Origin of the sequence: Muricoccus nepalensis (assembly GCF_006438825.1) — a bacterium.
Classification (GTDB): domain Bacteria; phylum Pseudomonadota; class Alphaproteobacteria; order Acetobacterales; family Acetobacteraceae; genus Roseomonas; species Roseomonas nepalensis.
Genome location: NZ_RCZP01000001.1, coordinates 388877 through 409811 on the forward strand (window position 1 = coordinate 388877; position 20935 = coordinate 409811).

Sequence of the window (20935 nt, forward strand, 5' to 3'; positions counted from 1 at the left end):
TGCCCCGGCGTCAGCCGGTGTAGAAGATAGTTTAGGCTTCAAGCTTTCAAGGTTTCAACGGGCGCTTGCGGCCGGCCGCCGAAATCCTTTAGGCTTCAAGGATCATGGACGGCATCAGCGGGCGCCAGGCGATCGTGACGGGCGGCGGGACCGGCATCGGCCTCGCCGTCGCGGCCGCCCTCACCCGCGCCGGCGCCCGCGTGACCGTCGCGGGCCGGCGCGAGGCGCCGCTGCGTGCCGCCGTCGAGGCCGGCCACGCCGCCGGCTTCGAGGTGGCCGACGTCACCGAGCCCGGCGCCTTCGCCGCCGCCCTCGCCCGCGCGGGCCACCCCGCCATCCTCGTCAACGCCGCCGGCGCCGCCGAGAGCGCGCCCTTCCTCCGCAGCGACGACGCCCTCTGGGACCGCATGCTCCGCGTGAACCTCCTCGGCGCCGCCGCGGCCACCCGGGCGGCCCTGCCCGCCATGCTGGAGGCCGGCTGGGGCCGGGTGGTCAACGTCGCCTCCACCGCCTCGCTCCGGGGCTACCCCTATGTCACGGCCTACGCCGCCGCCAAGCACGGCCTGCTCGGCCTCACCCGCTCCCTCGCGCTGGAGGTGGCGACGCGCGGCGTCACTGTGAACGCCGTCTGCCCCGGCTTCACCGAGACCGACATCGTGGCCGAGAGCGTGTCCCGCATCATCGCCAAGACCGGCCGGACCGAGGCCGAGGCCCGCGCCGAGCTCGCCCGCCACAACCCCCAGGGCCGCCTCGTCCAGCCGGAGGAGGTCGCCTCGGCGGTCCTCTTCCTCCTCGGCAACGCGGCGGTGAACGGCCGCGCCCTCGCGGTGGACGGGGGGGAGGTCCCATGACCCCCGACACCCACGTCGACGCCGAGACCGCGCTGGACCACGCCGGGCCCGGCCACAAGGACGACCTCCGCCTCTGGCTGCGCCTCCTCTCCTGCGCCCGGCTGATCGAGGCCGAGATCCGCCGCCGCCTCCGCGTCCGCTTCGACACCACCCTCCCCCGCTTCGACTTCCTCGCCCAGCTCGAGCGCGCGCCCGACGGCCTCACCCCCGGCGACATCAGCCGCCGCATGATGGTCACCGGCGGCAACGTCACCGGCCTCGCCGCCCGGCTGGAGGAGGAGGGGCTGATCGAGCGCCGCGCCGTCCGCGAGGACCGCCGCGCCGTCACCCTCCGCCTCACCCCCGCGGGCCGGCGCGAGTTCGCCCGCCAGTCCGCGGCGCACGAGGAATGGGTGGCCGAGCTCCTCGGCGGCCTCTCCGCCACCGACCGCGCGGCCCTGCTCCGCCTGCTCGACCGCACGCGCCGCGGCGTCCGCGCCGCCATCTCAGAGGGGGGAGCATGAGCCTCGCCGGCTTCGACGCGCGGCACGTCCGCCTCACCGTGGAGGGCCGCGTCGCCTCCATCCTCCTCGACCGCCCCGAGCGGAAGAACCCGCTCACCTTCGACTCCTACGCGGAGCTCGTCGCCCTCTTCCGCGCGGCCGCGGCGGACGACACGGTCGGCGCCGTCGTGCTCTCGGGCGCCGGCGGCAACTTCTGCTCCGGCGGCGACGTGCACGAGATCATCGGCCCGCTGCTCGACCGAGACACCAAGGGCCTGATGCAGTTCACCGCCATGACCGGCGACCTCGTGAAGGCCATGCGCGCCTGCCCGCAGCCGATCATCGCGGCGGTCGACGGCATCGCGGCCGGCGCGGGCGCCATCATGGCCATGGCCTCCGACATGCGCCTCGCCACCCCCCGCGCGAAGGTCGCCTTCCTGTTCAACCGCGTCGGCCTCGCCGGCTGCGACATGGGCGCCTGCGCCATCCTGCCCCGCCTCATCGGCCAGGGCCGCGCCTCGGAGCTCCTCTACACCGGCCGCTCCATGTCCGCGCAGGAGGGACTCGACTGGGGCTTCTTCTCCCGCGCCGTCGAGCCCGAGGCGCTGGTGGAGGCCGCCGCCAACCTCGCCCGCCAGGTCGTGGAAGGCCCCGGCTTCGCCAACGCCATGACGAAGCGGATGCTCGCCATGGAGTGGTCCATGTCCGTCGAGCAGGCGATCGAGGCCGAGGCCGTCGCCCAGGCCCTCTGCATGACCACGAACGACTTCCGCCGCGCCTACGACGCCTTCGTGGCGAAGCGGCGCCCCGTCTTCGAGGGCGACTGATGGCCGACCGCGACTTCCTCCTCTGGCCCTTCCTCGAGCCCCGCCACCGCGCCTGGGCGGAGGAGGTCGAGGCCTGGGCCGGCGCCCACGCCGAGCGCCTCTCCGCGGGCGACACGGACGAGGCCGTCCGCCGCCTCACCCGCGCCATGGGCGAGGCCGACCTCCTCCGCGTCGCCGTGCCGGAGGACGGGCGCCTCGACGTCCGCGCCCTCTGCATCGCCCGCGAGACGCTGGCCCGCCATTCCGGCCTCGCCGACTTCGCCTTCGCCATGGCCGGGCTCGGCACCGGCTCCGTCACCCTCTTCGGCGACGCGGCGCTGCGCGACGCGGTCCTCCCCGCCGCCCGCGCCGGCACGTCGCTCGCCGCCTTCGCCCTCAGCGAGCCCGAGGCGGGCTCGGACGTCGCGTCGCTGGCCACCACCGCCACCCGCGACGGCAACGCGCACTGGCGGATCGACGGCAGCAAGACCTGGATCAGCAACGGCGGCATCGCCGGCACCTACGTCGTCTTCGCCCGCACCGGCGAGGCGCCGGGCGCCAAGGGCCTCACCGCCTTCCTCGTCCCGGCCGACACCCCCGGCCTTACGGTCGCGGAGCGCATCGAGGTCGCCGCCCCGCACCCCCTCGCCACCCTCCGCTTTGACGGCCTGCGCGTGCCCGACACCCACCGCCTCGGCGCGCCGGGGGACGGCTTCAAGGTCGCCATGGCCACGCTCGACGTCTTCCGCGCCACCGTCGGCGCCGCGGCGCTGGGCTTCGCCCGCCACGCGCTGGACCTCACCGTCGCCCGCGCCAGCGACCGCCATCTCTTCGGCGGCCCCCTCTTCGACCAGCAGATGACCCAGGCCGCCATCGCCGAGAGCGCGGTCGACGTCGAGACCTCCGCCCTCCTCGTCTACCGCGCCGCCTGGCTGAAGGATTCCGGCACCCCCCGCGTCTCGCGCGAGGCCTCCATGGCCAAGCTCCACGCGACCGAGGCCGCCCAGCGCGCCGCCGACCGCTGCGTCCAGATCCACGGGGGGCACGGCGTCGTCCGCGACCACCCCGCCGAGAAGCTGTACCGGGAGGTCCGCGCGCTCCGCGTCTACGAGGGCGCCAGCGAGGTCCAGCGGATCATCATCGCGCGCGCCGAGCGGGACATCGCGCGCGGGAAGGCGAAGGGAGCGGCATGATGGACACCAACCTTCCGCCGGACGACTGGTCCGGCGCCACCCCGGACCTCGCCCCCAGCGCCCACATCGACACCTTCCCGCGCGACAACCTCCCCCCGCGCGACCAGTGGCCCGAGCTCCTCTTCGACCTGCCGGACTACCGCTACCCAAGGCGCCTGAACTGCGCCGTCGAGCTTCTCGACCGCAACGTCGAGCGCGGCCGCGGCGACCACCCCGCCCTCATCACCCCCGAGGAGACCCTCACCTACCGCCAGCTCCAGGACCGGGTGGACCGCATAGCCAACGTGCTCACGCGCGACCTCGGCATGGTCCCCGGCAACCGCGTGATGCTCCGCAGCGCCAACAACGCCTGGATGACGGCCGCCTACCTCGCCGTCATCAAGGCGGGCGGCGTCGTCGTCGCCACCATGCCGCTCCTCCGCGCGAAGGAGCTCGGCCAGATGCTGGAGAAGGCGCGGATCACGCTCGCCCTCTGCGACGTGAAGCTGCGGGACGAGATGGACCGCGCCGCCGCCGAGGCGCCCCTCCTCCGGCACGTCGTCCACTGGGGCAACGGCGACCTGGAGGCCCGCTGCGCCGCCCAGCCGCCCGGCTTCGCCGCCTGCGACACCGCCGCCGACGATGTCTGCCTCATCGGCTTCACTTCGGGCACCACGGGCCTGCCCAAGGGCACGATGCACTTCCACCGGGACATGCTCGCCATCTGCGACGGCTACTCGCGCCACGTCCTGCGCCCGACGCCCGAGGACCGCTTCATCGGCTCCGCGCCGCTCGCCTTCACCTTCGGCCTCGGCGGCCTCGTCCTCTTCCCCTTCCGCATCGGCGCGACCGGCATCCTGCTGGAGAAGGCCGGGCCGGACGAGCTGCTGCCGGCCATCGAGAAGCACCGCGCCACCATCCTCTTCACCGCCCCCACCGCCTACCGCGTCATGGCCGGCAAGGTCGCCGACTTCGACCTCTCCTCCCTCCGCAAATGCGTCTCCGCCGGCGAGACCCTGCCGCGCGCCATCTTCGACGCCTGGGAGGCCGCGACGGGCCTCCGCCTGATGGACGGGATCGGCGGCACGGAGATGCTGCACATCTTCGTCGCCGCCCCCGAGGAGACGCTCCGCCCCGGCTGCACCGGCCTGCCCGTCCCCGGCTACCAGGCGCGCGTGATCGACGGCGACGGCAAGGAGGTCCCCCGCGGCACCCCCGGCTGGCTCGCCATCCGCGGCCCCATCGGCTGCCGCTACCTCGCCGACCCCCGCCAGACGGACTACGTCCGCCACGGCTGGAACATCCCCGGCGACGTCTACGTCCAGGACGAGGACGGCTACTTCCGCTACCAGGGCCGCGGCGACGACATGATCGTCGCCGCCGGCTACAACATCGCGGGCCCGGAGGTGGAGGGCGCCCTCCTCACCCACCCCGCCGTGCGCGAGTGCGGCGTCGTCGGCGCGCCCGACGGCAAGGGCGGCACCATCGTGAAGGCCTATGTCGCCCTCCACCCCGAGCACTTCGCCAACGAGGACATGGTGAGGACCCTGCAGGACCACGTCCGCGCCGAGATCGCCCCCTACAAGGCGCCGCGCGTGATCGAGTTCCTCGACGCCATGCCGCGCACCGAATCCGGCAAGCTCCAGCGCTTCGCCCTCCGCCGGATGGCCAACCCATGACCGCCCCCGGCCGGCCCGCCCCGCGCCCGGCCCCGGTGCCTGCCGCCGCCCTGCCCGCCGCCGCCTTCCGCGGCCGGGCGCGGGTCCGCTTCGGCGACTGCGACCCCGCGGGGATCGTCTTCTTCCCCAACTGGTTCACCATCGCCCACGGCACCGTGGAGGACCTCTTCCGCGAGCGCCTGCGGATCGACTTCCACGACCTCCACGGCGCCCGCGGCATCGGCACCGGCTTCGTCCACGCCGCTGCCACCTTCATGCGCCCGGGCCTGATGGGCGACGAGGTCGCGATCACCCCCCTCGTCCGACGGGTCGGCCGCGCCTCCTACGCCCTCGACGTCCACCTCCACCGCGGCGAGGAGGAGCTCGCCCGGCTCGACCTCGTGACCGCCACCACCAGCCTCGCCCGCCGCGCCAGCGTGCCCGTGCCCGACGACCTCCGCGCCGCCCTGCTGCGCTACGGCGCCGAGTGCGGGACGGTCGCCGGCCCGGAGACCGCGCCATGACCGACTCGCCGCCCGAATCCCTCCGCCCGCTCGACATCCTCCAGCCGCCGGGCTGGCCGGCCCCGCGCGGCTACGCCAACGGGGTCGCCGGGCGCGGCCGCGTCGTGCTGGTGGGCGGCCAGATCGGCTGGGACGAGGCCGGCCGCTTCGCCGAGGGCTTCGTCGCCCAGGCCGAGCGGGCGCTCCGCAACATCCTGGCCGTCCTCGCCGAGGCCGGCGCCGGGCCCGAGCACGTCGGCCGCCTCACCTGGTACGTGGTGGACATGGCCGAGTACCGCGCCTGCCTGCCCGAGCTCGGCCGCGCCTACCGCTCCGTGATGGGCCGCAACTTCCCGGCCATGGCGCTGCTCGGCGTCGTGGCGCTGGCCGAGCCCGAGGCGCGGCTCGAGATCGAGGCGACGGCGATCGTCCCGGACTGAGGGACCGGCCGCGGCCCGGCGGGCAGCTCCCGCTCCGCCGCGCAGGAGCACACCACCTGCCCGTCCCCGAGACGGTTCGGCACCGTCGGCTCCCCGCAATGCGGGCACTCGCGAACGCTCTCCATACCTCTCCCCTCCCTCGGGTCCCTCTCCGTGAAGGCATGAACGCGCCGCAGCCCAGGAAGCGTCGCGCCCCGCCTTGCCCCTGTCCCGCCCCGGTGCGAATGTCCGGCCGCCGCCGGGGGGGCCCCTCCCGGCCCCCTGCGCGCGGGCCCAGCCCGACCCCTTTTCCTGCGGGCGCCCGCCCGCCCAGTGAGCCTGCGAGGACCGGAATGGCCAAGATCAAGGTGAAGACCCCCGTCGTGGAGATGGACGGGGATGAGATGACGCGGATCATCTGGGGCTTCATCAAGGAGAAGCTGATCCTTCCGTACCTCGACGTCGACCTGAAGTACTACGACCTCGGAATCGAGTACCGCGACCAGACCGACGACCAGGTGACGGTCGATGCCGCCAACGCCACGAAGCAGTACGGCGTCGGCGTGAAGTGCGCGACGATCACCCCGGACGAGGCGCGGGTGAAGGAGTTCAACCTCAAGAAGATGTGGCGCTCCCCGAACGGGACCATCCGCAACATCCTCGACGGCACGATCTTCCGCGAGCCCATCATCTGCCAGAACGTCCCCCGCCTGGTGCCGCACTGGTCCAAGCCGATCGTCGTCGGCCGCCACGCCTTCGGCGACATCTACCGCGCGGTGGAGATGAAGGTGCCCGGCGCCGGCAAGGTCAGCATGACCTACACGCCCGCGGACGGCGGCGCCCCCGTCGAGATCGGCGACTTCGCCTTCAAGGCGCCCGGCGTCTTCATGGGCCAGCACAACCTGAACGCCTCGATCGAGGGCTTCGCCCGCGCCTCCTTCAACTACGGCCTCGCGCGCAACTACTCCGTCTACTTCAGCCACAAGAACACGATCCTCAAGGCCTATGACGGCCAGTTCAAGGACATCTTCCGCGCCATCTACGACGCCGACTTCAAGGCCGAGTACGAGAAGCGCGGCCTGACCTACGAGGACCGGCTGATCGACGACATGGTCGCCTCCGCCCTCAAGTGGGAAGGCGGCTACATCTGGGCCTGCAAGAACTACGACGGCGACGTGCAGTCCGACATCGTGGCCCAGGGCTTCGGCTCCCTCGGCCTGATGACCTCCGTGCTGCTCTCCCCCGACGGCACCACCGTCGAGTCCGAGGCCGCCCACGGCACCGTCACCCGCCACTACCGCGAGCACCAGAAGGGCCGGGAGACGAGCACCAACCCGATCGCCTCCATTTTCGCCTGGACCCGCGGCCTCGCCTACCGCGGCAAGTTCGACAACACGCCGGACGTGGTGGACTTCGCCGACGCGCTCGAGCGCGTCTGCGTCGAGACGGTCGAGGCCGGGCACATGACCAAGGACCTCGCGATCCTCATCGGCAAGGACCAGCCCTGGCTCAACACCCAGGCCTTCCTCGCCAAGCTCGACGAGAACCTGCAGAAGGCCCGCGCCTGACCCCAGGCCGGCCGCGCGCGTGAGGGAGGGGCGGGCGCCGCAAGGCCCCGCCCCTTTCCCGTGGGCCCCTTCCCATGGCCCCGTTCTTGAAAGCCCGCGGAGGACGATGACCATGCCCGGCTTCCTCACCCCGCTCGACCTGATCGCCCTCCTCGTCTTCTTCCTCTGCTGGATCGGCTACGCGACCCTGGTGGACCGCGTCCCCTCCATCCGCCGCCGCAGCGTCATCCACGCCATGGACGAGCACCGCCGCCGCTGGCTGGCCGCCGCCATCCCGAAGGACAACCGGATCGCCGACGTCGCCATCGTCGGCAACCTCATGTCCTCCACCTCCTTCCTCGCCAACACCTGCATCTTCATCATCGGCGGCGCCATGGCCCTCCTCGCCTCGCCCGAGACCGGCCGGCGGGTGCTCGGCGCCATGCCCTTCGCCGAGGGCGCGCTGACCGACGGCGGCTGGGAGGCGCGCATCCTCCTCATCCTCCTCATCTTCGTCCGCGCCTTCTTCGAGCTCACCTGGGCGCTCCGCCAGTTCAACTACGGCTCCATCCTGCTCGGCGCCCTCGGCCGGACGGAAGCCGCGCGCCCGGCGGCCGAGGTCGCGGCCCAGGTGGTCAACCGCGCCGCCCGCCACTTCAACACGGGGCTGCGCGCCTACTACTTCGGCCTCGCCGTCCTCGCCTGGATGGTCCACCCCGTGGCCTTCATGCTGGCCTCCCTCTGGGTCGTGTCCGAGCTCCACCGGCGCGAGTTCCGCTCCGCCGTGCAGGCCGCGCTCAACGCGCCGGGCTAGCGCCGCTCCTCAGCCCGCGAAGCCGAGCGCCCGCAGCGCCGCGATCGACCGCTCCGCCGAGACGTGGTGCACGAAGGTCCCGCCCTTCGCCTCCCACCCCGCGCGCGCCGAGGCCCGGTCGTCCACCAGCACGTGCCCTGGCCCCGACCAGCGCGGCTTCTCCCGGCTCAGGCAGGTGATGACCGGCACGTGCGCCCCCAGCATCCGCGCCACCCAGGCCTTCTTCTGCGAAGGCGCCCAGCTCCCCAGCGGCAGCCCCGTCAGGATGGTCGGGCGGTGCGGCGCGAGGAAGCGCCACAGCGCCTCCGGGTCGTGCAGGAAGTCCAGCGCGTGTCGAAGAAGGCCGGCGCCTTCGCCAGCGCCCTCCACAGGGCCCGCACCGGCAGCTCCTCCGGCCGCCGCCCGGTCACCGCCACCACGCCCCGGTCGAAATCCGCCAGCACCCCGTCGAGATCGACGAAAAGCCTCACGCCGCCGCGTGCTGCTCCCGCAGCTTGAGGAACTTCAGCGTCGGCCATTCCTCCTCCGCCCGGTTCCGCCGCCAGTCGCTCGTGAAGAAGGCCACCAGCGCCCCGTCATGGTCCTCCGCCGTGTCGTGCGGCGCGGAGCGGCGGAACTCGTCCATCGCCGCCCGGTCCTCGGAGGCCACCCAGCGCATCATCCCCCAGGGCGTGCTCTCGTAGCGGCTCGGCACCGAGTATTCCGCCTTCAGCCGCTCCGCCAGCACGTCGAGCTGCAGCGCGCCCACCACGCCCACCACCGGCGGCGTCCCGTCCAGCGGGCGGAAGAGCTGCACCACCCCCTCCTCGGCGAGCTGCTCCAGCGCGGTGCGCAGCTTCTTGCCGACCATCGCGTCCTCGATCATCACGCGGCGCAGGATCTCGGGCGCGAAGCTCGGCACGCCCCGGAAGTTCAGCGCCTCCCCCTCGGTCAGGGTGTCGCCGATGCGGAGGATGCCGTGGTTGGCGATCCCCACCACGTCCCCCGGCCAGGCCTCCTGCGCCACCTGTCGGTCCTGCGCGAAGAAGAACAGCGGCGCGTTGACGGGAACCTGCTTGCCCGTCCGGGTCTGCCGAAGCCGCATTCCCTTCTCCAGCCGGCCGGAGCAGATGCGGAGGAAGGCCACGCGGTCCCGGTGGTTCGGGTCCATGTTCGCCTGGATCTTGAAGACGAAGCCCGTCAGCGCCGGCTCCTCCGGGCGCACGCGCCGCGTGTCCGCCGGCCGCATCCCCGGCTGCGGCGCGAAGCGCGACAGCCCCTCCAGCAGGTGCCCGATCCCGAAGTCCCGCAGCGCCGAGCCGAAGTAGACGGGGGTCATCGTCCCCTCGCGGAAAGCCTCCAGGTCGAAGCTCTTGAAGGCCCCCGCCAGCTCCGCGCCCTCCCGCAGCGCCTCCGCCTCGGCGGCCGGCACCATCTCGTCGAGCCTCGGGTCGTCGAGCCCGGTCAGCTTCACCGGCCCGGATCCCTCCGCCAGCAGGTGCAGCGCCGGCTCCAGCATGTCGTAGGTGCCGAGGAACCCGCGCCCCGACCCCACCGGCCAGGCCGCCGGCGTCACGTCCAGCGCAAGCGTCTTCTCGATCTCGTCCAGCAGCTCGAAGACGTCCCGGCTCTCGCGGTCCATCTTGTTGATGAAGGTGATGATCGGGATGTCCCGCAGACGGCAGACCTCGAAGAGCTTCCGCGTCTGCGCCTCGATTCCCTTGGCGGCGTCGATCACCATCACCGCCGCGTCCACCGCCGTCAGCGTCCGGTAGGTGTCCTCCGAGAAGTCCTCGTGGCCCGGCGTGTCCAGCAGGTTGAACACCACCCCATCCCTCTCGAAGGTCATGACGGAGGTCGCGACCGAGATGCCGCGGTCCTGCTCGATCTTCATCCAGTCCGAGCGCGTCCGCCGCCGGTCGCCCTTGGCGCGCACCTGGCCCGCCAGCTGGATGGCGCCGCCGCGCAGCAGCAGCTTCTCCGTCAGCGTCGTCTTGCCGGCGTCGGGGTGGGCGATGATGGCGAAGGCCCGCCGCCGCGCGGCCTCGCGCGCCACGTTGGCGCTGGCGGGGTCCGTGCGGAGGGCCTCGATCGGGGTGGTCTGGTCCATGCCCGCTATCTGGCGAGGTTGCGGCCCCGCTGCAACGCATAAGGCTGCAACCCCCGGCACCCCGTGGAACAGGGCTCAGCCGTAGCGCCGACGCAGCTGGTTCAGCCCGACCGTCATCAGCCCCCCGAAGAGGATCACCAGCGTCACCGGCCGCGGCGTGCCGTCCGCGAGCAGCCCGACCGCCGTGCTGCCGAGCGCCGCCACCGCGAACTGCATCGTCCCGAGCAGCGCGGACGCCGTCCCCGCCCGCTGCCCGTGCCGCGCCAGCGCCCCCACCGCGGAGTTCGGCAGCACGAGGCTGCTCGCGGTCAGCAGCAGGACCACCGGCGGGAAGACGCCCCAGATCCCGCCCCAGCCCGTCCAGCCCAGCAGCGTCAGCAGCGCCGCGGCGCCGAGGACGGCGAAGGAGGCCGCCGTCAGCACCCGCCCGGACCCGAAGCGCGCCGCCAGCATCGGGTTGAGCTGCGCCCCCCCGATGAAGCCCGCCGCCGAGGCCCCGAAGATGATCGCGAACTGGCCGGGGGTGATCCCGAAATGCTCGATGTAGATCGCCGGTGCCCCGCTGATGTAGGCGAAGACGCAGAACATCACCGCCGAGCCCAGCAGCGCGTGGGTGAGGAAGACCGGCTCCGTCACCACGCGGCGATAGCCCCGCAGCAACCCCCAGAGCCCCTGGCGCAGCCGGCGCTCCACCGGGAGCGTGTCCGGCAGCAGCCGCCAGACGAGCAGGCAGGACAGCGCCCCGTAGCCCGCCATCACCCAGAAGATCGAGCGCCACCCCGCCACCCCCAGCAGCAGCCCGCCGAGCGAGGGCGCGAGGATCGGCGCCGCCCCCATGACGAGGATGAGCCGCGACATCAGCCGCGCCGCCTCCAGCCCCGTCGCGATGTCGCGCACCACCGCCCGCGGGATGACCGAGCTCGCCGAGGCGCCGAAGGCCGCGATCCCCCGGAAGAGCGCGAGCGTCCCCATGTCCGGCGACAGCGCGCAGCCGATGGAGGCGAGGGTGTAGACCACCGTCCCCACGATCAGCGGCCCGCGCCGCCCGAAGCGGTCGGACAGGCTGCCCTGCGTCACCTGCCCGACCGCGAGCCCGATGAACCAGGTCGCGAGCGTCAGCTGCGCGCTGCCCGCGCCCGTCCGGAACCCCGCCTCGATCGTCGGGAAGGCCGGCAGGTACATGTCGGTCGAGATCGGGTTGATCGCGGTCAGGAAGCCGAGCAGCAGGGGGAGCCAGGACGGCATGGGCACCTTCTTCCGATCACGCCCGCCTTGCTGCACCGCAGCAAGCGCCTTTGAAAGGCCTATTTCCGCATGGCCCCTGCGCCCGGGCGGCAGAATGCGACGCCGATCACTTGCGAACGATTATCATTGTCGCCAGACTGCCGGAGCACCCCGCATCGGAGAGACCCCATGACCACCCGCGGCCTTCCCACCTGGCCCTGGAGCAGTGCCGCCCCGGAGGACCTTCCCCCCGCCGAGTCCGTGCTGCTGGACGCGACCCGCGCCTGGGTGGAGGCGACCTGCGAGGGCCGGCCCGCCCTCGCCGCCCTCCGCCTGCCGCTGGTCACCGAGGGGATCGGGGAGGCCGCGCGCCCGCTCGACGCCGTGCTGCAGGGCATCGCCCTCCCGGGCTCCATGGGCTGCCGGCTCTGCCCGCGCCTCACCCCGGCCGAGGGCGCGCTGCTCATGGCCCTCGCCCTCGCCCAGCGCGCCCCGCGGCGGGAAGCGCTCGCCGCCTTCCTCCGCCTCGCACCGCCCGGCGCCGCCTACGCCGCGGTCGGGCCCGCGTTGGCCCTCGGCCTCACGCTCCGGCGCGCCGGGCTGCTCCTGGCCAACCCGCTCCGCGCGGAGCCCTGAGGCCGGCGCCGCGCCGCCCGCCGGCGCGGCCCGCCTACCAGCGGCGGGACTGCCCGCAGTCGAGGTGCACGAAGCCGTCCCGCCGGTAGAGCCCGACGCCCCCCAGCCCCATGGTCGCCGCCAGCCGCGCCATGCCCACCGAGTCCCGCCCGGGCAGCCGCATGTCCCCGGCCATGCCCGACATGTGCAGCGACACCGTCGAGACCCGCGCGAGCCGCCGCCCGAGCGCCGCGTTCGTCTCCTCGGCCCGGTAGCCGCTGATCACCTCGAAGGCCTCCGTCGCCTCCATCCGCGCGGCCACCGCGTTCATCACGTCGAACAGGCGCGGGTCCATGGGCGTCACCTCCTCGCGCGAGAGGTCGCGGAACACCCAGTCGAGCTCCTTCAGCGCCTCCGCCACGTAGCGGCCGTCGGCGAAGTAGACGCCGGAGAAGAAATCGCTCGTGTAGGCGCGCCGCACCGTCAGCCGCCGCGCGCCCCGCGCCGCCTGCGCCTCCGCCCGCCCCGGCACGGCCGCGCAGGCCAGCAGCCCGAGCCCCGCCCCGAGCAGGTTCCGCCGCCCCGTCGCGCCGCAGCAGTCGCAGGCCGGCGCCGCCGGCCGCTTGCCCCCGAAGACCCGCATCACCGCACCACCCCGCCGGAGAGGGCGACCCGCACCGCCCCCCGGTCCATCTCCCGCGCGTAGGCCTGGTCGAGGCCGTAGACATCCGGCCGCACCCGCGCCCGGCCGCCCTCCACCGTCACGGTGCTGTAGTGCAGCCGCACCGGCAGGCTCCGCCGAAGCGCGATCGTCTGGGTCTGCCGGCTGTCATAGGCGCGCGCGATGCGCGCCGCGTCCCAGCCCATGCCCTCGAGGACCACGGCCAGCAGCGCGTCGGGCTGCCCGAGCCGGATGCAGCCGGAGGAGAAGGCGCGGTCCGGCCGGCCGAAGAGGCTGCGGTCCGGCGTGTCGTGCAGGTAGATGTCGTCGGCGTTTGGCATGATGAACTTGATCCGTCCGAGCGCATTGCCGTCGCCGGCGTCCTGTCGGATGAGGTAGGGAAAGCGGTCCGCGCGCACGGCGGACCAGTCCACGCCGGCGGGATCGACCTCGATCCGCTCGCCGCCCAAGACGCTGTAGAGGCGGAAGCCCTTCGCGGTCATCCCCGCCGGGTCGCGGCGGAAGCGGGGCAGCAGGTCCTCGCGCGCGTTGCGCTCGGGCACGCCCCAGGTCGGGTTGAACTGCACGGTGGTCAGCCGCGCGCGCATCGTCGGCGTCGCGCGCGCGGGCTTGCCGACGACGACCGCCATCCGCAGCAGCGCCCGCTCCCCCTCCATCACCGTGAGCTGGAAGTCGGGGATGTTCACCTCGACGCGCCGCTCCTCCCCCGGCCGCGCCGCGTTGCGCCGGAGGTCGAGCGCGGCCCGGAGCTGCGCCACGCGCCAGGAGGCCGGGCGGTTGAGCAGCCCCTGGCTGATCGCGCCCACGCGCCCGTCCGCCTCAAGCCCGTTGGCCGCCTGCCAGCGCCGCACCGCCGCCTCGAGGGGCGCGTCGTAGGTCGCGCCGCCGTCGCGCGCCGCGGCCAGCACCGGGTCCTCGGCCCGCAGCCGCGCCCGCAGCGCCGGGACCCGGACCGCGTCCACCAGCCCGGGGTCCAGCGTCGCCGCGCCCGGGGCGATCGGCTGCCAGCCGCCGGCGGCCACGATCCCGGCGGCGCGCGCCAGCTCCGCCCGCAGCACGGCGGCGCCCTCGGGCAGGTCCGCCGCGCGGTCGATCACGCGGGCGGGCTCGGCCGCGCCCACCAGCTCGGCCTGCCAGCGCGGGAAGTCGGCCGCCGCCGGGTCGCGCAGCACGTCGCCGCGCCCGGAGGGTTGGCGCAGGCGCGCGAGCACGAGGTCCCCCATCGCGGCGTTCGCCGCGTGGTAGACCCCCGCGTGGAAGGCCGCGGGATCGGAGGCGCCGAGCCCGTCCGGCGGGATCGCGTAGGACGCGGGGTCGAGCCCCTCCTGCCCCAGGCGGCGCAGCCGCGCGGCGAGCCGGAACACGGCGTCCCAGCTCCCCGGCCCCGGCCCGGCCGGCTGGACCGGGGCGGTCTCGGCCGCCTCGGCGGAGGGCGGCAGGAACTCCGCGCGCCCGATCGAGGGAAGGAGCCCGGCCATCAGGCCGGCGAGGGCGTCGCGTCTGCGCATGGCGCACGCATAGACCCCGGGCGGGCCGGATGCCAGCCGAATGCGGCGCCTTCCCGCGCCCGGCGCGCGGGAAATCGGCCGGCCGATCAGCGGCCTGCCGGGCACGCGTCCCGCTCGCTGCCCCACCGGCGCCTCCGCCCGCGACGGGCCCGGCGCCGCTTTTCCGCCCGCCCCCGCTTGCCCCGGCCGGGCAACCCCGCGAGTCTGGCGGCATGTCACAGCACGACCCCGGGGAGGATCCCGACCCCATCCGGTCCGGCCTCGCCCGCTTCCTCGACGGCCGAATCGCCCCCGGGCTGCGCCTGGTGGCGCCCGCCCCCCTCGCCGCGCTCCCCGGCGCCCCCACCCCGCCCGAGGCGGAGCCGCCCGGCGCCGAGCTGCCGGACTGGGCCGTCGTGCCGCGCGCCGGCGCCTTCCCCGAGGAGCTCCTCCGCCGCCTGCTGGCCGAGGCCTCCCCGGTCTTCGCGAACGACGGCTACGTCGTCTTCGCCCGTCGCCCCACCTTCGGCCTGCCCAACCTCCGCGACACCCCCCCGCTGCGCGCCTTGGCCGACCGCGCGGCCGGACGGAGCGAACCGGCCCCGCCGCCCCGGCCAGCCCCCGCGCCGGGCCTGCCCCCCAGCCGGCCGCCCATCCCCCCGCCCGCGGCCCGCCCCACCGCCCCGCCGCCGCCCGCCCGCGCGGAGCCTCCCGCCCCGCCCGCGATCCCGCCCGTGCCTGCGCCCGCGACCCCGCCCGGCGAGGCCGAGTTCCCGCCTCCGCCCTCCCTCGGCGGCCCCGGCTGGGGCGGCCTGCCCGCGCGCGTCGCCGCCATGCTCGGCCCGCTTCCGGGCCGCCGGGTCGGTGCCCTCGGCACGGACGCGAACGGCACCGCCCGGGCCCTCGCCGCCGCGGCCCTACCCCCCGGCGCCCTGCTGTTCGGCGGGGAGGAGGCCCTGCCCGAGAGCTGCCTCGACGCCGCGCTCCTCCTGCCCGGCGGCGCACCGACGGGTGAGGCCGCGCGGCTGGCCGGGCTGCTCCGCCCCGGCGGCCTCGCGTTGCTGGTGGCCGAGAACGCGGCCTCCCTCGGCCGGCGCCTCGCCGCGGCGCTGAACCGCCCCGTCCCGCCCGGCGGCACCACGGCGGAGGCGCTGCGCGGCGCGGCCCACGCGGCCGGCCTCGTGCCGCTGCGCCTGGAAGGCCACGGCCTCGACGCCTGGCGCGCCACGGCCGAGGCCCCGCCCCGCGGCCTCGGCCCCATGGACGCCGCGGCCGCCCTGCTCGAGGAGGCCGGGCAGGACGCCGGCCCGCGCCACGCCGCCTGGCTCCTCCTCCTCGTCCGCAAGCCCTGATGCTAGCCGCGGAACGGTCGTGTAGTGTCGCGCCGAATGAGCAAGGGGCGCGCGGCGCATGACCTGGTCCATCGTCGCCCATGATCCCGCGACCGGCGCCTTCGCCGTCGCCGTGACCACCTGCAACTTCGCGGTCGGCGCCTCCTGCCCGCATGTCCGCGCGGGCGTGGGCGCCGTCTCCACCCAGTCCTTCACCAACCGCTACCTCGGCCCGGCGGTGCTCGACGGCATGGCGCGCGGCCTGCCCCCGGCCGCGGCGATCGAGGGCGCGCTCGCCGGCGACGACGGGCGGCACCTACGCCAGGTCCACGCGGTGGACCGCTTCGGCCGCAGCGCCGCCTTCACGGGGGCGAACTGCGTGGAATGGGCGGGGGACTACGTCGCGACCGGCTTCTCAGTCGCCGGCAACATGCTCGCGGGCCCGGCCGTGGTGAACGACACCGTCGCGGCCTTCACCATCAACGCCGGGATGCCCCTCCCCGAGCGGCTCGCCCTGGCACTCGACGCCGGCGAGGCCGCGGGCGGCGACCGGCGCGGCCGCCAGTCCGCCGCCATGCGGATGATCACGACCGAGGACTTCCCCGACCTCGACCTCCGCGTCGACGACCACCCCGAGCCCCTGGCCGAGCTGGCGCGGCTGCTCGCGATCTGGCGGCGCGACCGCGCGCCCTTCCTCGACCGGCAGCCCCGCAAGGCCAACCCCACGGGCTACGTCGACATGGAGGCCATCGAGGCCGCCTGGAAGGCCGCCGGGCTGGACCTCCGCTTCCGGCGGTAGCCCGCCTCAGGCCGCCTGGACGTCCTGCAGCCCCGCCTGCACCTGGAACTCGGCCGCCGACATCGGCCGCCCGAAGAGGAAGCCCTGCGCTTCCTCGCAGCCCTCCGCCCGCAGCATGGAGAGCTGCCCCTCGTCCTCCACCCCCTCGGCGTTCGTGATGACGTCGAGCGCGCTGCCCATCGCGATCACGGCCCGCAGCAGCGCGATGGCCTTGGGGTCGTTCTCGACGTGGCGGATGAAGGAGCGGTCCACCTTGATCTTGTCGAACCGGAACCGCTGCAGGGTCGCGAGCGAGGAGTAGCCCGTCCCGAAGTCGTCCATGGCCAGCCGGACGCCGAGGCTCCGCAGCCGCGACAGCACGGCCAGCGTGTCCGCGGTGTTCGCGAGCATGGCCGCCTCGGTGATCTCGAGCTCCAGCCGTTCCGGCGGCAGCCCCGAATGGGCCAGCGCGCGCTCCACCGTCGCGACGAAGCCCACCTGCCGCACCTGGATGGGCGAGACGTTCACCGCCAGGTTCAGCCCCTGCCAGCCGCGCGCGATCTGGCAGGCCTCCTCCAGCACCCAGGCGCCGATGGGAACGATCAGCCCCGTCTCCTCGGCCAGCGGGATGAACGTGTCGGGGCCGATCAATCCGCGGGTCGGGTGGTACCAGCGCAGCAGCGCCTCCGCCCCCTTGATCCGCCGCGTGGCCGTCGAGACCTGCGGCTGGAACAGGATCGTCAGCTCCTGCCGCTCCACGGCCTGGCGGAGATCGGCCGTCAGCGCGCGGCGCGTGCGCAGCTTCTCGTCCATCCCCGGCTCGAAGACGCGCAGGCACCCCCCGCCATCCGCCTTCGCCTGGTAGAGGGCGAGGTCCGCGTCCTGCAGCAGCGCCTCCGGCCGGTTGCCGAAGCCCTGGGTCGGCAGGACGGCGGCGCCGATCGACAGGCCCACCGCGCGGCTCTCCGTCCCCACCGGCACCGGCTCCTCCATCGCGGCGAGCAGGCGCGCGGCGAGGAGCGTGAGCCCGGCCTCGCCGTCCAGGCCGGGCGCGACGAGCACGAACTCGTCCCCGCCCACCCGGGCCAGCGTGTCGGTCGAGCGCAGGCAGCCCCGCAGGCGCCCGGCCACCACCCGCAGCACCTCGTCCCCCGCCGCGTGGCCGAGGGTGTCGTTCACCTCCTTGAAGCGGTCGAGGTCCATGGCGAGCACCACGAGCCCGGTCCCGTCGCGACGGGCCGAGGCGAAGGCGAGCTCCAGCCGGTCCCCCATCAGCGCGCGGTTGGGCAGCCCGGTCAGACCGTCGAAGTTCGCGAGCCAGCGCAGGCGCTCCGACAGGCGGCTGCGCTCCGCGGCCGTGTCCCGGAAGGAGGAGCAGGCCTCGATGAGGTCGATGATCTCGGTCGCGGCGCCCTTGGGCGGCGGCGGAATCGTCACGCTGAGGTCGCCGCGCCCGAGGCGGCGCAGCGCCTCCGTCAGCCCCGTCATGATGCCGCCGATCCGGCGCGCCGCCGCCACGGCGCCGAGGGTCAGCAGCAGGAGGAAGACGGCGACCGCCTGCGCGATGAAGCCGAGGTTCCGGTCGACCTCCGAATCCGCGAGCTCGTGCGGCACGAGCAGCAGGGCGGCGAGCCGCGGCGCCACCGGCGCCGCCTCGCCGATCCCGGGCAGCGGCACGACGGCGCCCGTCCAGCGGCGCCCGCCCGCCTCGATCGGCCCGGCCCCGGCCCGCTCCTCCGCGAGCGCGGCCAGCGCCCAGGCGGGCGCGCCCGCTCCCAGCGCGTCCCCAGTGCCGGCCAGGCTCGCCGACCGGACCTCCCGGCCCGCGACGAGCAGCATCCCGCCGCCTTCCCGGCCGACCAGCCGCTCGGCCAGCGTGTCGTCGAGGAAGGCGGCGAGCCGCAGCGCGGCGCGCGCCCCGCCGGGAAGCCCGAAGGCGACCTCGGACTGCGCCACCAGGAACTCCGGGCGCGCGCAGTCGCTCCCATCCGCCAGCGGGCAGGCCTCCGCCGCGCGCCAGCTCCGGGCGGTGCCGGCGGGCGGGGTTACGACCGCCTCGATCGAGCGGAGCATGGGCTCGGTGCGGCGAAGCTCCGCGAGAAGGCGCGCGAGGGCCTCGCCCGTCGTCACCGGGGCCCGCGGCGAATCCGCCGCCGCCAGCGCCTCCCGCAGCCCCGCGTCGCGCCCGAGCATCCGGGAGAGGCCCTCCACCCGCGCCCGGGTCTCCTCGAGCTCCGCGCCGAGCCGGGCGCCGGAGGAGTGGAGCAGCCGCTCGCCGATCCCCCCGTGGAGGTCGTGCATCAGCCAGTGGACGGAGGCGAGGAGCGCGAGGACGCAGACGACGGACGGCGCGGCCGAGAGCAGGATCACCCTCGTCCGCAAGGTTCGCAATGGGAAGAACCGTCCCGCCATCGCCCAACTCCCGTCACGTTCAGGGAGGCAGAGTGGCGGAACGGCCTTGACCGAGGGTTAAGCGCGCCCGGTCCCGCGGCGGCCCCGCGTCACGAGACGCGGCGCGCCGGCTCCGGCCCGGGGAGCTCCACCGCGATCGCCAGCGTCGAGAGGTCGCCGCCGCGCTCCAGCGAGACGTTCACCCGCTCGGGGTCGATGGAGACGTGGCGCGCCACGAGCTCCACGATCTCGCGCTGGAGCTTCGGCAGGAAGTCCTCCCCCTTGCGGGAGATGCGCTCGTGCGCGAGGACGATCTGCAGGCGCTCCTTCGCCTGGGGCGCCGTGGCAGGGGCCTCTTCCTGCTTGTTGCGGAAGAAGTGCAGCCAGTTCATGCGGCCCTCCCGCCGAACAGGCGAGAGAAGAAGCCCTTCTTCTCGTAATCGGTGAAGCGCATCTTCCGGTCCTCGCCCAGGAAGCGGGCAACCGCGTCCTTGTAGGCCTGGCCGGCCGGCGAAGGCTCGTCCAAAATCACGGGATTGCCCGTGTTGGAGGCCTTCAGCACGCTCTCGCTCTCGGGGATGACGCCGAGCAGCGGGATGCGCAGGATGTCCTGGATGTCGTCGAGCTTCAGCATCTCGCCCTTCTCCACCCGGTTCGGGTCGTAGCGGGTGACGAGGAGGTGCTCCTTCACGGGGTCCTTCTTCTCCTCGGCGCGCTTGGACTTGGACTGCAGCACGCCGAGGATCCGGTCGCTGTCGCGCACCGAGGAGACCTCAGGGTTCGTCACCACGATCGCCTGGTCGGCGAAGTAGAGCGCGAGCAGCGCGCCCTTCTCGATGCCCGCGGGGCTGTCGCAGAGGATGTAGTCGAAGTCCTTCGACAGCTCCTCGATGACGGTCGCGACGCCCTCCTTGGTCAGCGCGTCCTTGTCCCGCGTCTGGCTCGCCGGCAGGATCGACAGCGTGTCCACGCGCTTGTCGCGGATCAGCGCCTGGCTCAGCCGGGCCTCGCCGCTGATGACGTTGACGATGTCGAACACGACCCGCCGCTCGACGCCCATGATCAGGTCGAGGTTGCGCAGCCCGACGTCGAAGTCGATCACCACGGTCTTCTTGCCGGACTGGGCCAGCCCCGTCGCGAACGCTGCCGAGGACGTGGTCTTGCCCACGCCTCCCTTGCCCGAAGTCACCACGATTACTTGCGCCATGCGCAGATCTCCGCCCCCTTAAACCCTCGTCCGCCCGGCCGGCCGCGTCTTTCGCACGCCCGGCCTCGGCCCTGGAAGGGCCTTCCGCCGGATGCCTGCGAGCGCCCCGCCCGGCGGCTCAACCCAGCTTGTCGAACCGCATGCTCTCGCCGATCAGGCAGACCTGCACCGGCCGCCCGAGCGGCGCATCCCCCAGCCCGTCGCGCACCGCGTAGTAGCCGGCGATGGAGACGAGCTCGGGCTCGAAATTCAGCGCGAAGATCCGGGCCGCCCGGTTCTCCGCCCCGCCGGCGATCGCGCGGCCCTTGAGCGTGCCGTAGACGTGGACGTTCCCGTCCGCGATCACCTCGGCGCCCGGGTTGACCGTGCCGCGGATGATGAGGTCGCTGCCCTGGGCCCAGATGCGCTGCCCCGCGCGCACGGCCTGGTCGATGATCATCGTCGGCTGCCAGCCCGAGGGCGGCGGCGCCTCCGGCGTGGCCTGCGGCTCGGGCGCTGGCAAGGGCATCGGGGCCGGCTCGGCCGAGACGGGCGGCGCCTGCTCCCCCCCGGCGGCGCGGAGCGGCGGCAGCCCGGCCGCCTGGGCCGCGGCCCGGAGCTCCGGCGCGCCGCCCGTGGTGCCGATGGGCGCGATCTGCACGGCGCGCAGCTGCGCGGTCAGGTGCCCGAAATCCGGCGCGGCCGCGGGGTCGAGGTCGTCCAGCCCGAGCACGATGGGCGCGTTGCGCAGGAAGCCCGGCGCGCGGCGGAACTGGTCCGCCAGCGCCGGCACGATCACCTCCACCCGGGGATCGAGCAGGCGCAGGACCAGCAGGTTGAAGTTCGCCCCGCGCAGCCGGAACGGCTCCAGTCGGGCTTCGGACGCGGGGGAGGACATTC

21 protein-coding genes are annotated in these 20935 nt (G+C 74.4%); 12 read left to right on the plus strand and 9 right to left on the minus strand.

Translation table 11 applies throughout. The annotated features are described in order from the left end of the window. Window positions 1-104 precede the first annotated feature (104 nt). The 9 genes from EAH89_RS01690 to EAH89_RS01730 all read left to right on the plus strand — a co-directional run bounded on the left by EAH89_RS01690 (window position 105) and on the right by EAH89_RS01730 (window position 8252). Window positions 105-851, plus strand: a complete 747-nt coding sequence (locus EAH89_RS01690) for an SDR family NAD(P)-dependent oxidoreductase (protein ID WP_140881019.1) — start codon at window positions 105-107, stop codon at window positions 849-851. Continuing rightward, on the plus strand, window positions 848-1354 hold the full coding sequence (locus EAH89_RS01695; RefSeq protein WP_140881020.1) for a MarR family winged helix-turn-helix transcriptional regulator: 507 nt from the start codon (window positions 848-850) through the stop codon (window positions 1352-1354). The genes EAH89_RS01690 and EAH89_RS01695 overlap by 4 nt, the downstream gene beginning before the upstream one ends. Beyond that, a complete protein-coding gene (locus tag EAH89_RS01700; protein ID WP_140881021.1) occupies window positions 1351-2160 on the plus strand; it encodes an enoyl-CoA hydratase family protein in 810 nt (269 codons plus the stop codon). The genes EAH89_RS01695 and EAH89_RS01700 overlap by 4 nt, the downstream gene beginning before the upstream one ends. After that, window positions 2160-3332: an acyl-CoA dehydrogenase family protein gene (locus tag EAH89_RS01705; RefSeq protein ID WP_140881022.1), complete on the plus strand. Its 1173-nt coding sequence runs from the start codon at window positions 2160-2162 to the stop codon at window positions 3330-3332. The genes EAH89_RS01700 and EAH89_RS01705 overlap by 1 nt, the downstream gene beginning before the upstream one ends. Next, window positions 3332-4990 carry an AMP-binding protein gene (locus EAH89_RS01710; RefSeq protein WP_140881023.1) on the plus strand — a complete coding sequence of 553 codons (1659 nt, stop codon included), beginning with the start codon at window positions 3332-3334 and terminating at the stop codon, window positions 4988-4990. Before EAH89_RS01705 ends, EAH89_RS01710 begins: the two co-directional genes overlap by 1 nt. Beyond that, entirely contained in the window at window positions 4987-5493 is a 507-nt protein-coding gene (locus EAH89_RS01715; protein ID WP_140881024.1) for an acyl-CoA thioesterase, read from the plus strand. The genes EAH89_RS01710 and EAH89_RS01715 overlap by 4 nt, the downstream gene beginning before the upstream one ends. Continuing rightward, entirely contained in the window at window positions 5490-5912 is a 423-nt protein-coding gene (locus tag EAH89_RS01720) for a RidA family protein (RefSeq protein WP_140881025.1), read from the plus strand. The genes EAH89_RS01715 and EAH89_RS01720 overlap by 4 nt, the downstream gene beginning before the upstream one ends. Window positions 5913-6244: 332 nt before the next feature. Then, complete coding sequence (locus EAH89_RS01725; protein WP_140881026.1) at window positions 6245-7459, plus strand: NADP-dependent isocitrate dehydrogenase; 1215 nt, start codon at window positions 6245-6247, stop codon at window positions 7457-7459. A gap of 112 nt (window positions 7460-7571) precedes the next feature. After that, window positions 7572-8252 carry a DUF599 domain-containing protein gene (locus tag EAH89_RS01730; protein WP_241666792.1) on the plus strand — a complete coding sequence of 227 codons (681 nt, stop codon included), beginning with the start codon at window positions 7572-7574 and terminating at the stop codon, window positions 8250-8252. Between the two features lie 9 nt (window positions 8253-8261). Here the strand turns inward: EAH89_RS01730 and EAH89_RS01735 are convergent, their stop codons facing one another. The 3 genes from EAH89_RS01735 to EAH89_RS01745 form a co-directional block, all read right to left on the minus strand. Next, window positions 8262-8621, minus strand: a complete 360-nt coding sequence (locus EAH89_RS01735; protein ID WP_241666793.1) for a hypothetical protein — start codon at window positions 8619-8621, stop codon at window positions 8262-8264. A gap of 97 nt (window positions 8622-8718) precedes the next feature. Further along, on the minus strand, window positions 8719-10341 hold the full coding sequence (locus tag EAH89_RS01740) for a peptide chain release factor 3 (protein WP_140881028.1): 1623 nt from the start codon (window positions 10339-10341) through the stop codon (window positions 8719-8721). Between the two features lie 75 nt (window positions 10342-10416). Continuing rightward, entirely contained in the window at window positions 10417-11586 is a 1170-nt protein-coding gene (locus EAH89_RS01745) for a multidrug effflux MFS transporter (protein WP_140881029.1), read from the minus strand. A 168-nt stretch (window positions 11587-11754) separates the two neighbouring features. Between EAH89_RS01745 and EAH89_RS01750 the strand changes: the two genes are divergently transcribed. After that, window positions 11755-12201, plus strand: a complete 447-nt coding sequence (locus EAH89_RS01750; protein WP_140881030.1) for a hypothetical protein — start codon at window positions 11755-11757, stop codon at window positions 12199-12201. Window positions 12202-12235: 34 nt separating this feature from the next. Here EAH89_RS01750 and EAH89_RS01755 read toward each other — a convergent pair whose 3' ends face one another. Both EAH89_RS01755 and EAH89_RS01760 read right to left on the minus strand, forming a co-directional pair. Further along, window positions 12236-12823, minus strand: a complete 588-nt coding sequence (locus EAH89_RS01755; RefSeq protein ID WP_140881031.1) for a YcbK family protein — start codon at window positions 12821-12823, stop codon at window positions 12236-12238. Then, window positions 12823-14370, minus strand: coding sequence for a L,D-transpeptidase family protein (locus tag EAH89_RS01760; protein ID WP_241666794.1), 1548 nt, complete (start codon window positions 14368-14370; stop codon window positions 12823-12825). The genes EAH89_RS01755 and EAH89_RS01760 overlap by 1 nt, the downstream gene beginning before the upstream one ends. 212 nt (window positions 14371-14582) lie before the next feature. Here EAH89_RS01760 and EAH89_RS01765 point away from each other — a divergent pair, with 212 nt between their 5' ends. Next, a complete protein-coding gene (locus EAH89_RS01765; RefSeq protein WP_140881032.1) occupies window positions 14583-15701 on the plus strand; it encodes a hypothetical protein in 1119 nt (372 codons plus the stop codon). 58 nt (window positions 15702-15759) lie between these two features. Beyond that, window positions 15760-16479 carry a DUF1028 domain-containing protein gene (locus EAH89_RS01770; protein ID WP_140881033.1) on the plus strand — a complete coding sequence of 240 codons (720 nt, stop codon included), beginning with the start codon at window positions 15760-15762 and terminating at the stop codon, window positions 16477-16479. A gap of 6 nt (window positions 16480-16485) precedes the next feature. Here the strand turns inward: EAH89_RS01770 and EAH89_RS01775 are convergent, their stop codons facing one another. The 4 genes from EAH89_RS01775 to minC all read right to left on the minus strand — a co-directional run bounded on the left by EAH89_RS01775 (window position 16486) and on the right by minC (window position 20933). Beyond that, complete coding sequence (locus EAH89_RS01775; RefSeq protein WP_140881034.1) at window positions 16486-18828, minus strand: putative bifunctional diguanylate cyclase/phosphodiesterase; 2343 nt, start codon at window positions 18826-18828, stop codon at window positions 16486-16488. A 131-nt stretch (window positions 18829-18959) separates the two neighbouring features. Continuing rightward, window positions 18960-19241 (minus strand): cell division topological specificity factor MinE, encoded by a 282-nt coding sequence (minE, locus tag EAH89_RS01780; RefSeq protein ID WP_140881035.1) that lies wholly within the window; start codon window positions 19239-19241, stop codon window positions 18960-18962. Beyond that, window positions 19238-20056: a septum site-determining protein MinD gene (gene minD, locus EAH89_RS01785; protein ID WP_140881036.1), complete on the minus strand. Its 819-nt coding sequence runs from the start codon at window positions 20054-20056 to the stop codon at window positions 19238-19240. The genes minE and minD overlap by 4 nt, the downstream gene beginning before the upstream one ends. 118 nt (window positions 20057-20174) lie before the next feature. Continuing rightward, window positions 20175-20933, minus strand: coding sequence for a septum site-determining protein MinC (gene minC, locus EAH89_RS01790; RefSeq protein ID WP_140881037.1), 759 nt, complete (start codon window positions 20931-20933; stop codon window positions 20175-20177). Window positions 20934-20935: the final 2 nt, after the last annotated feature.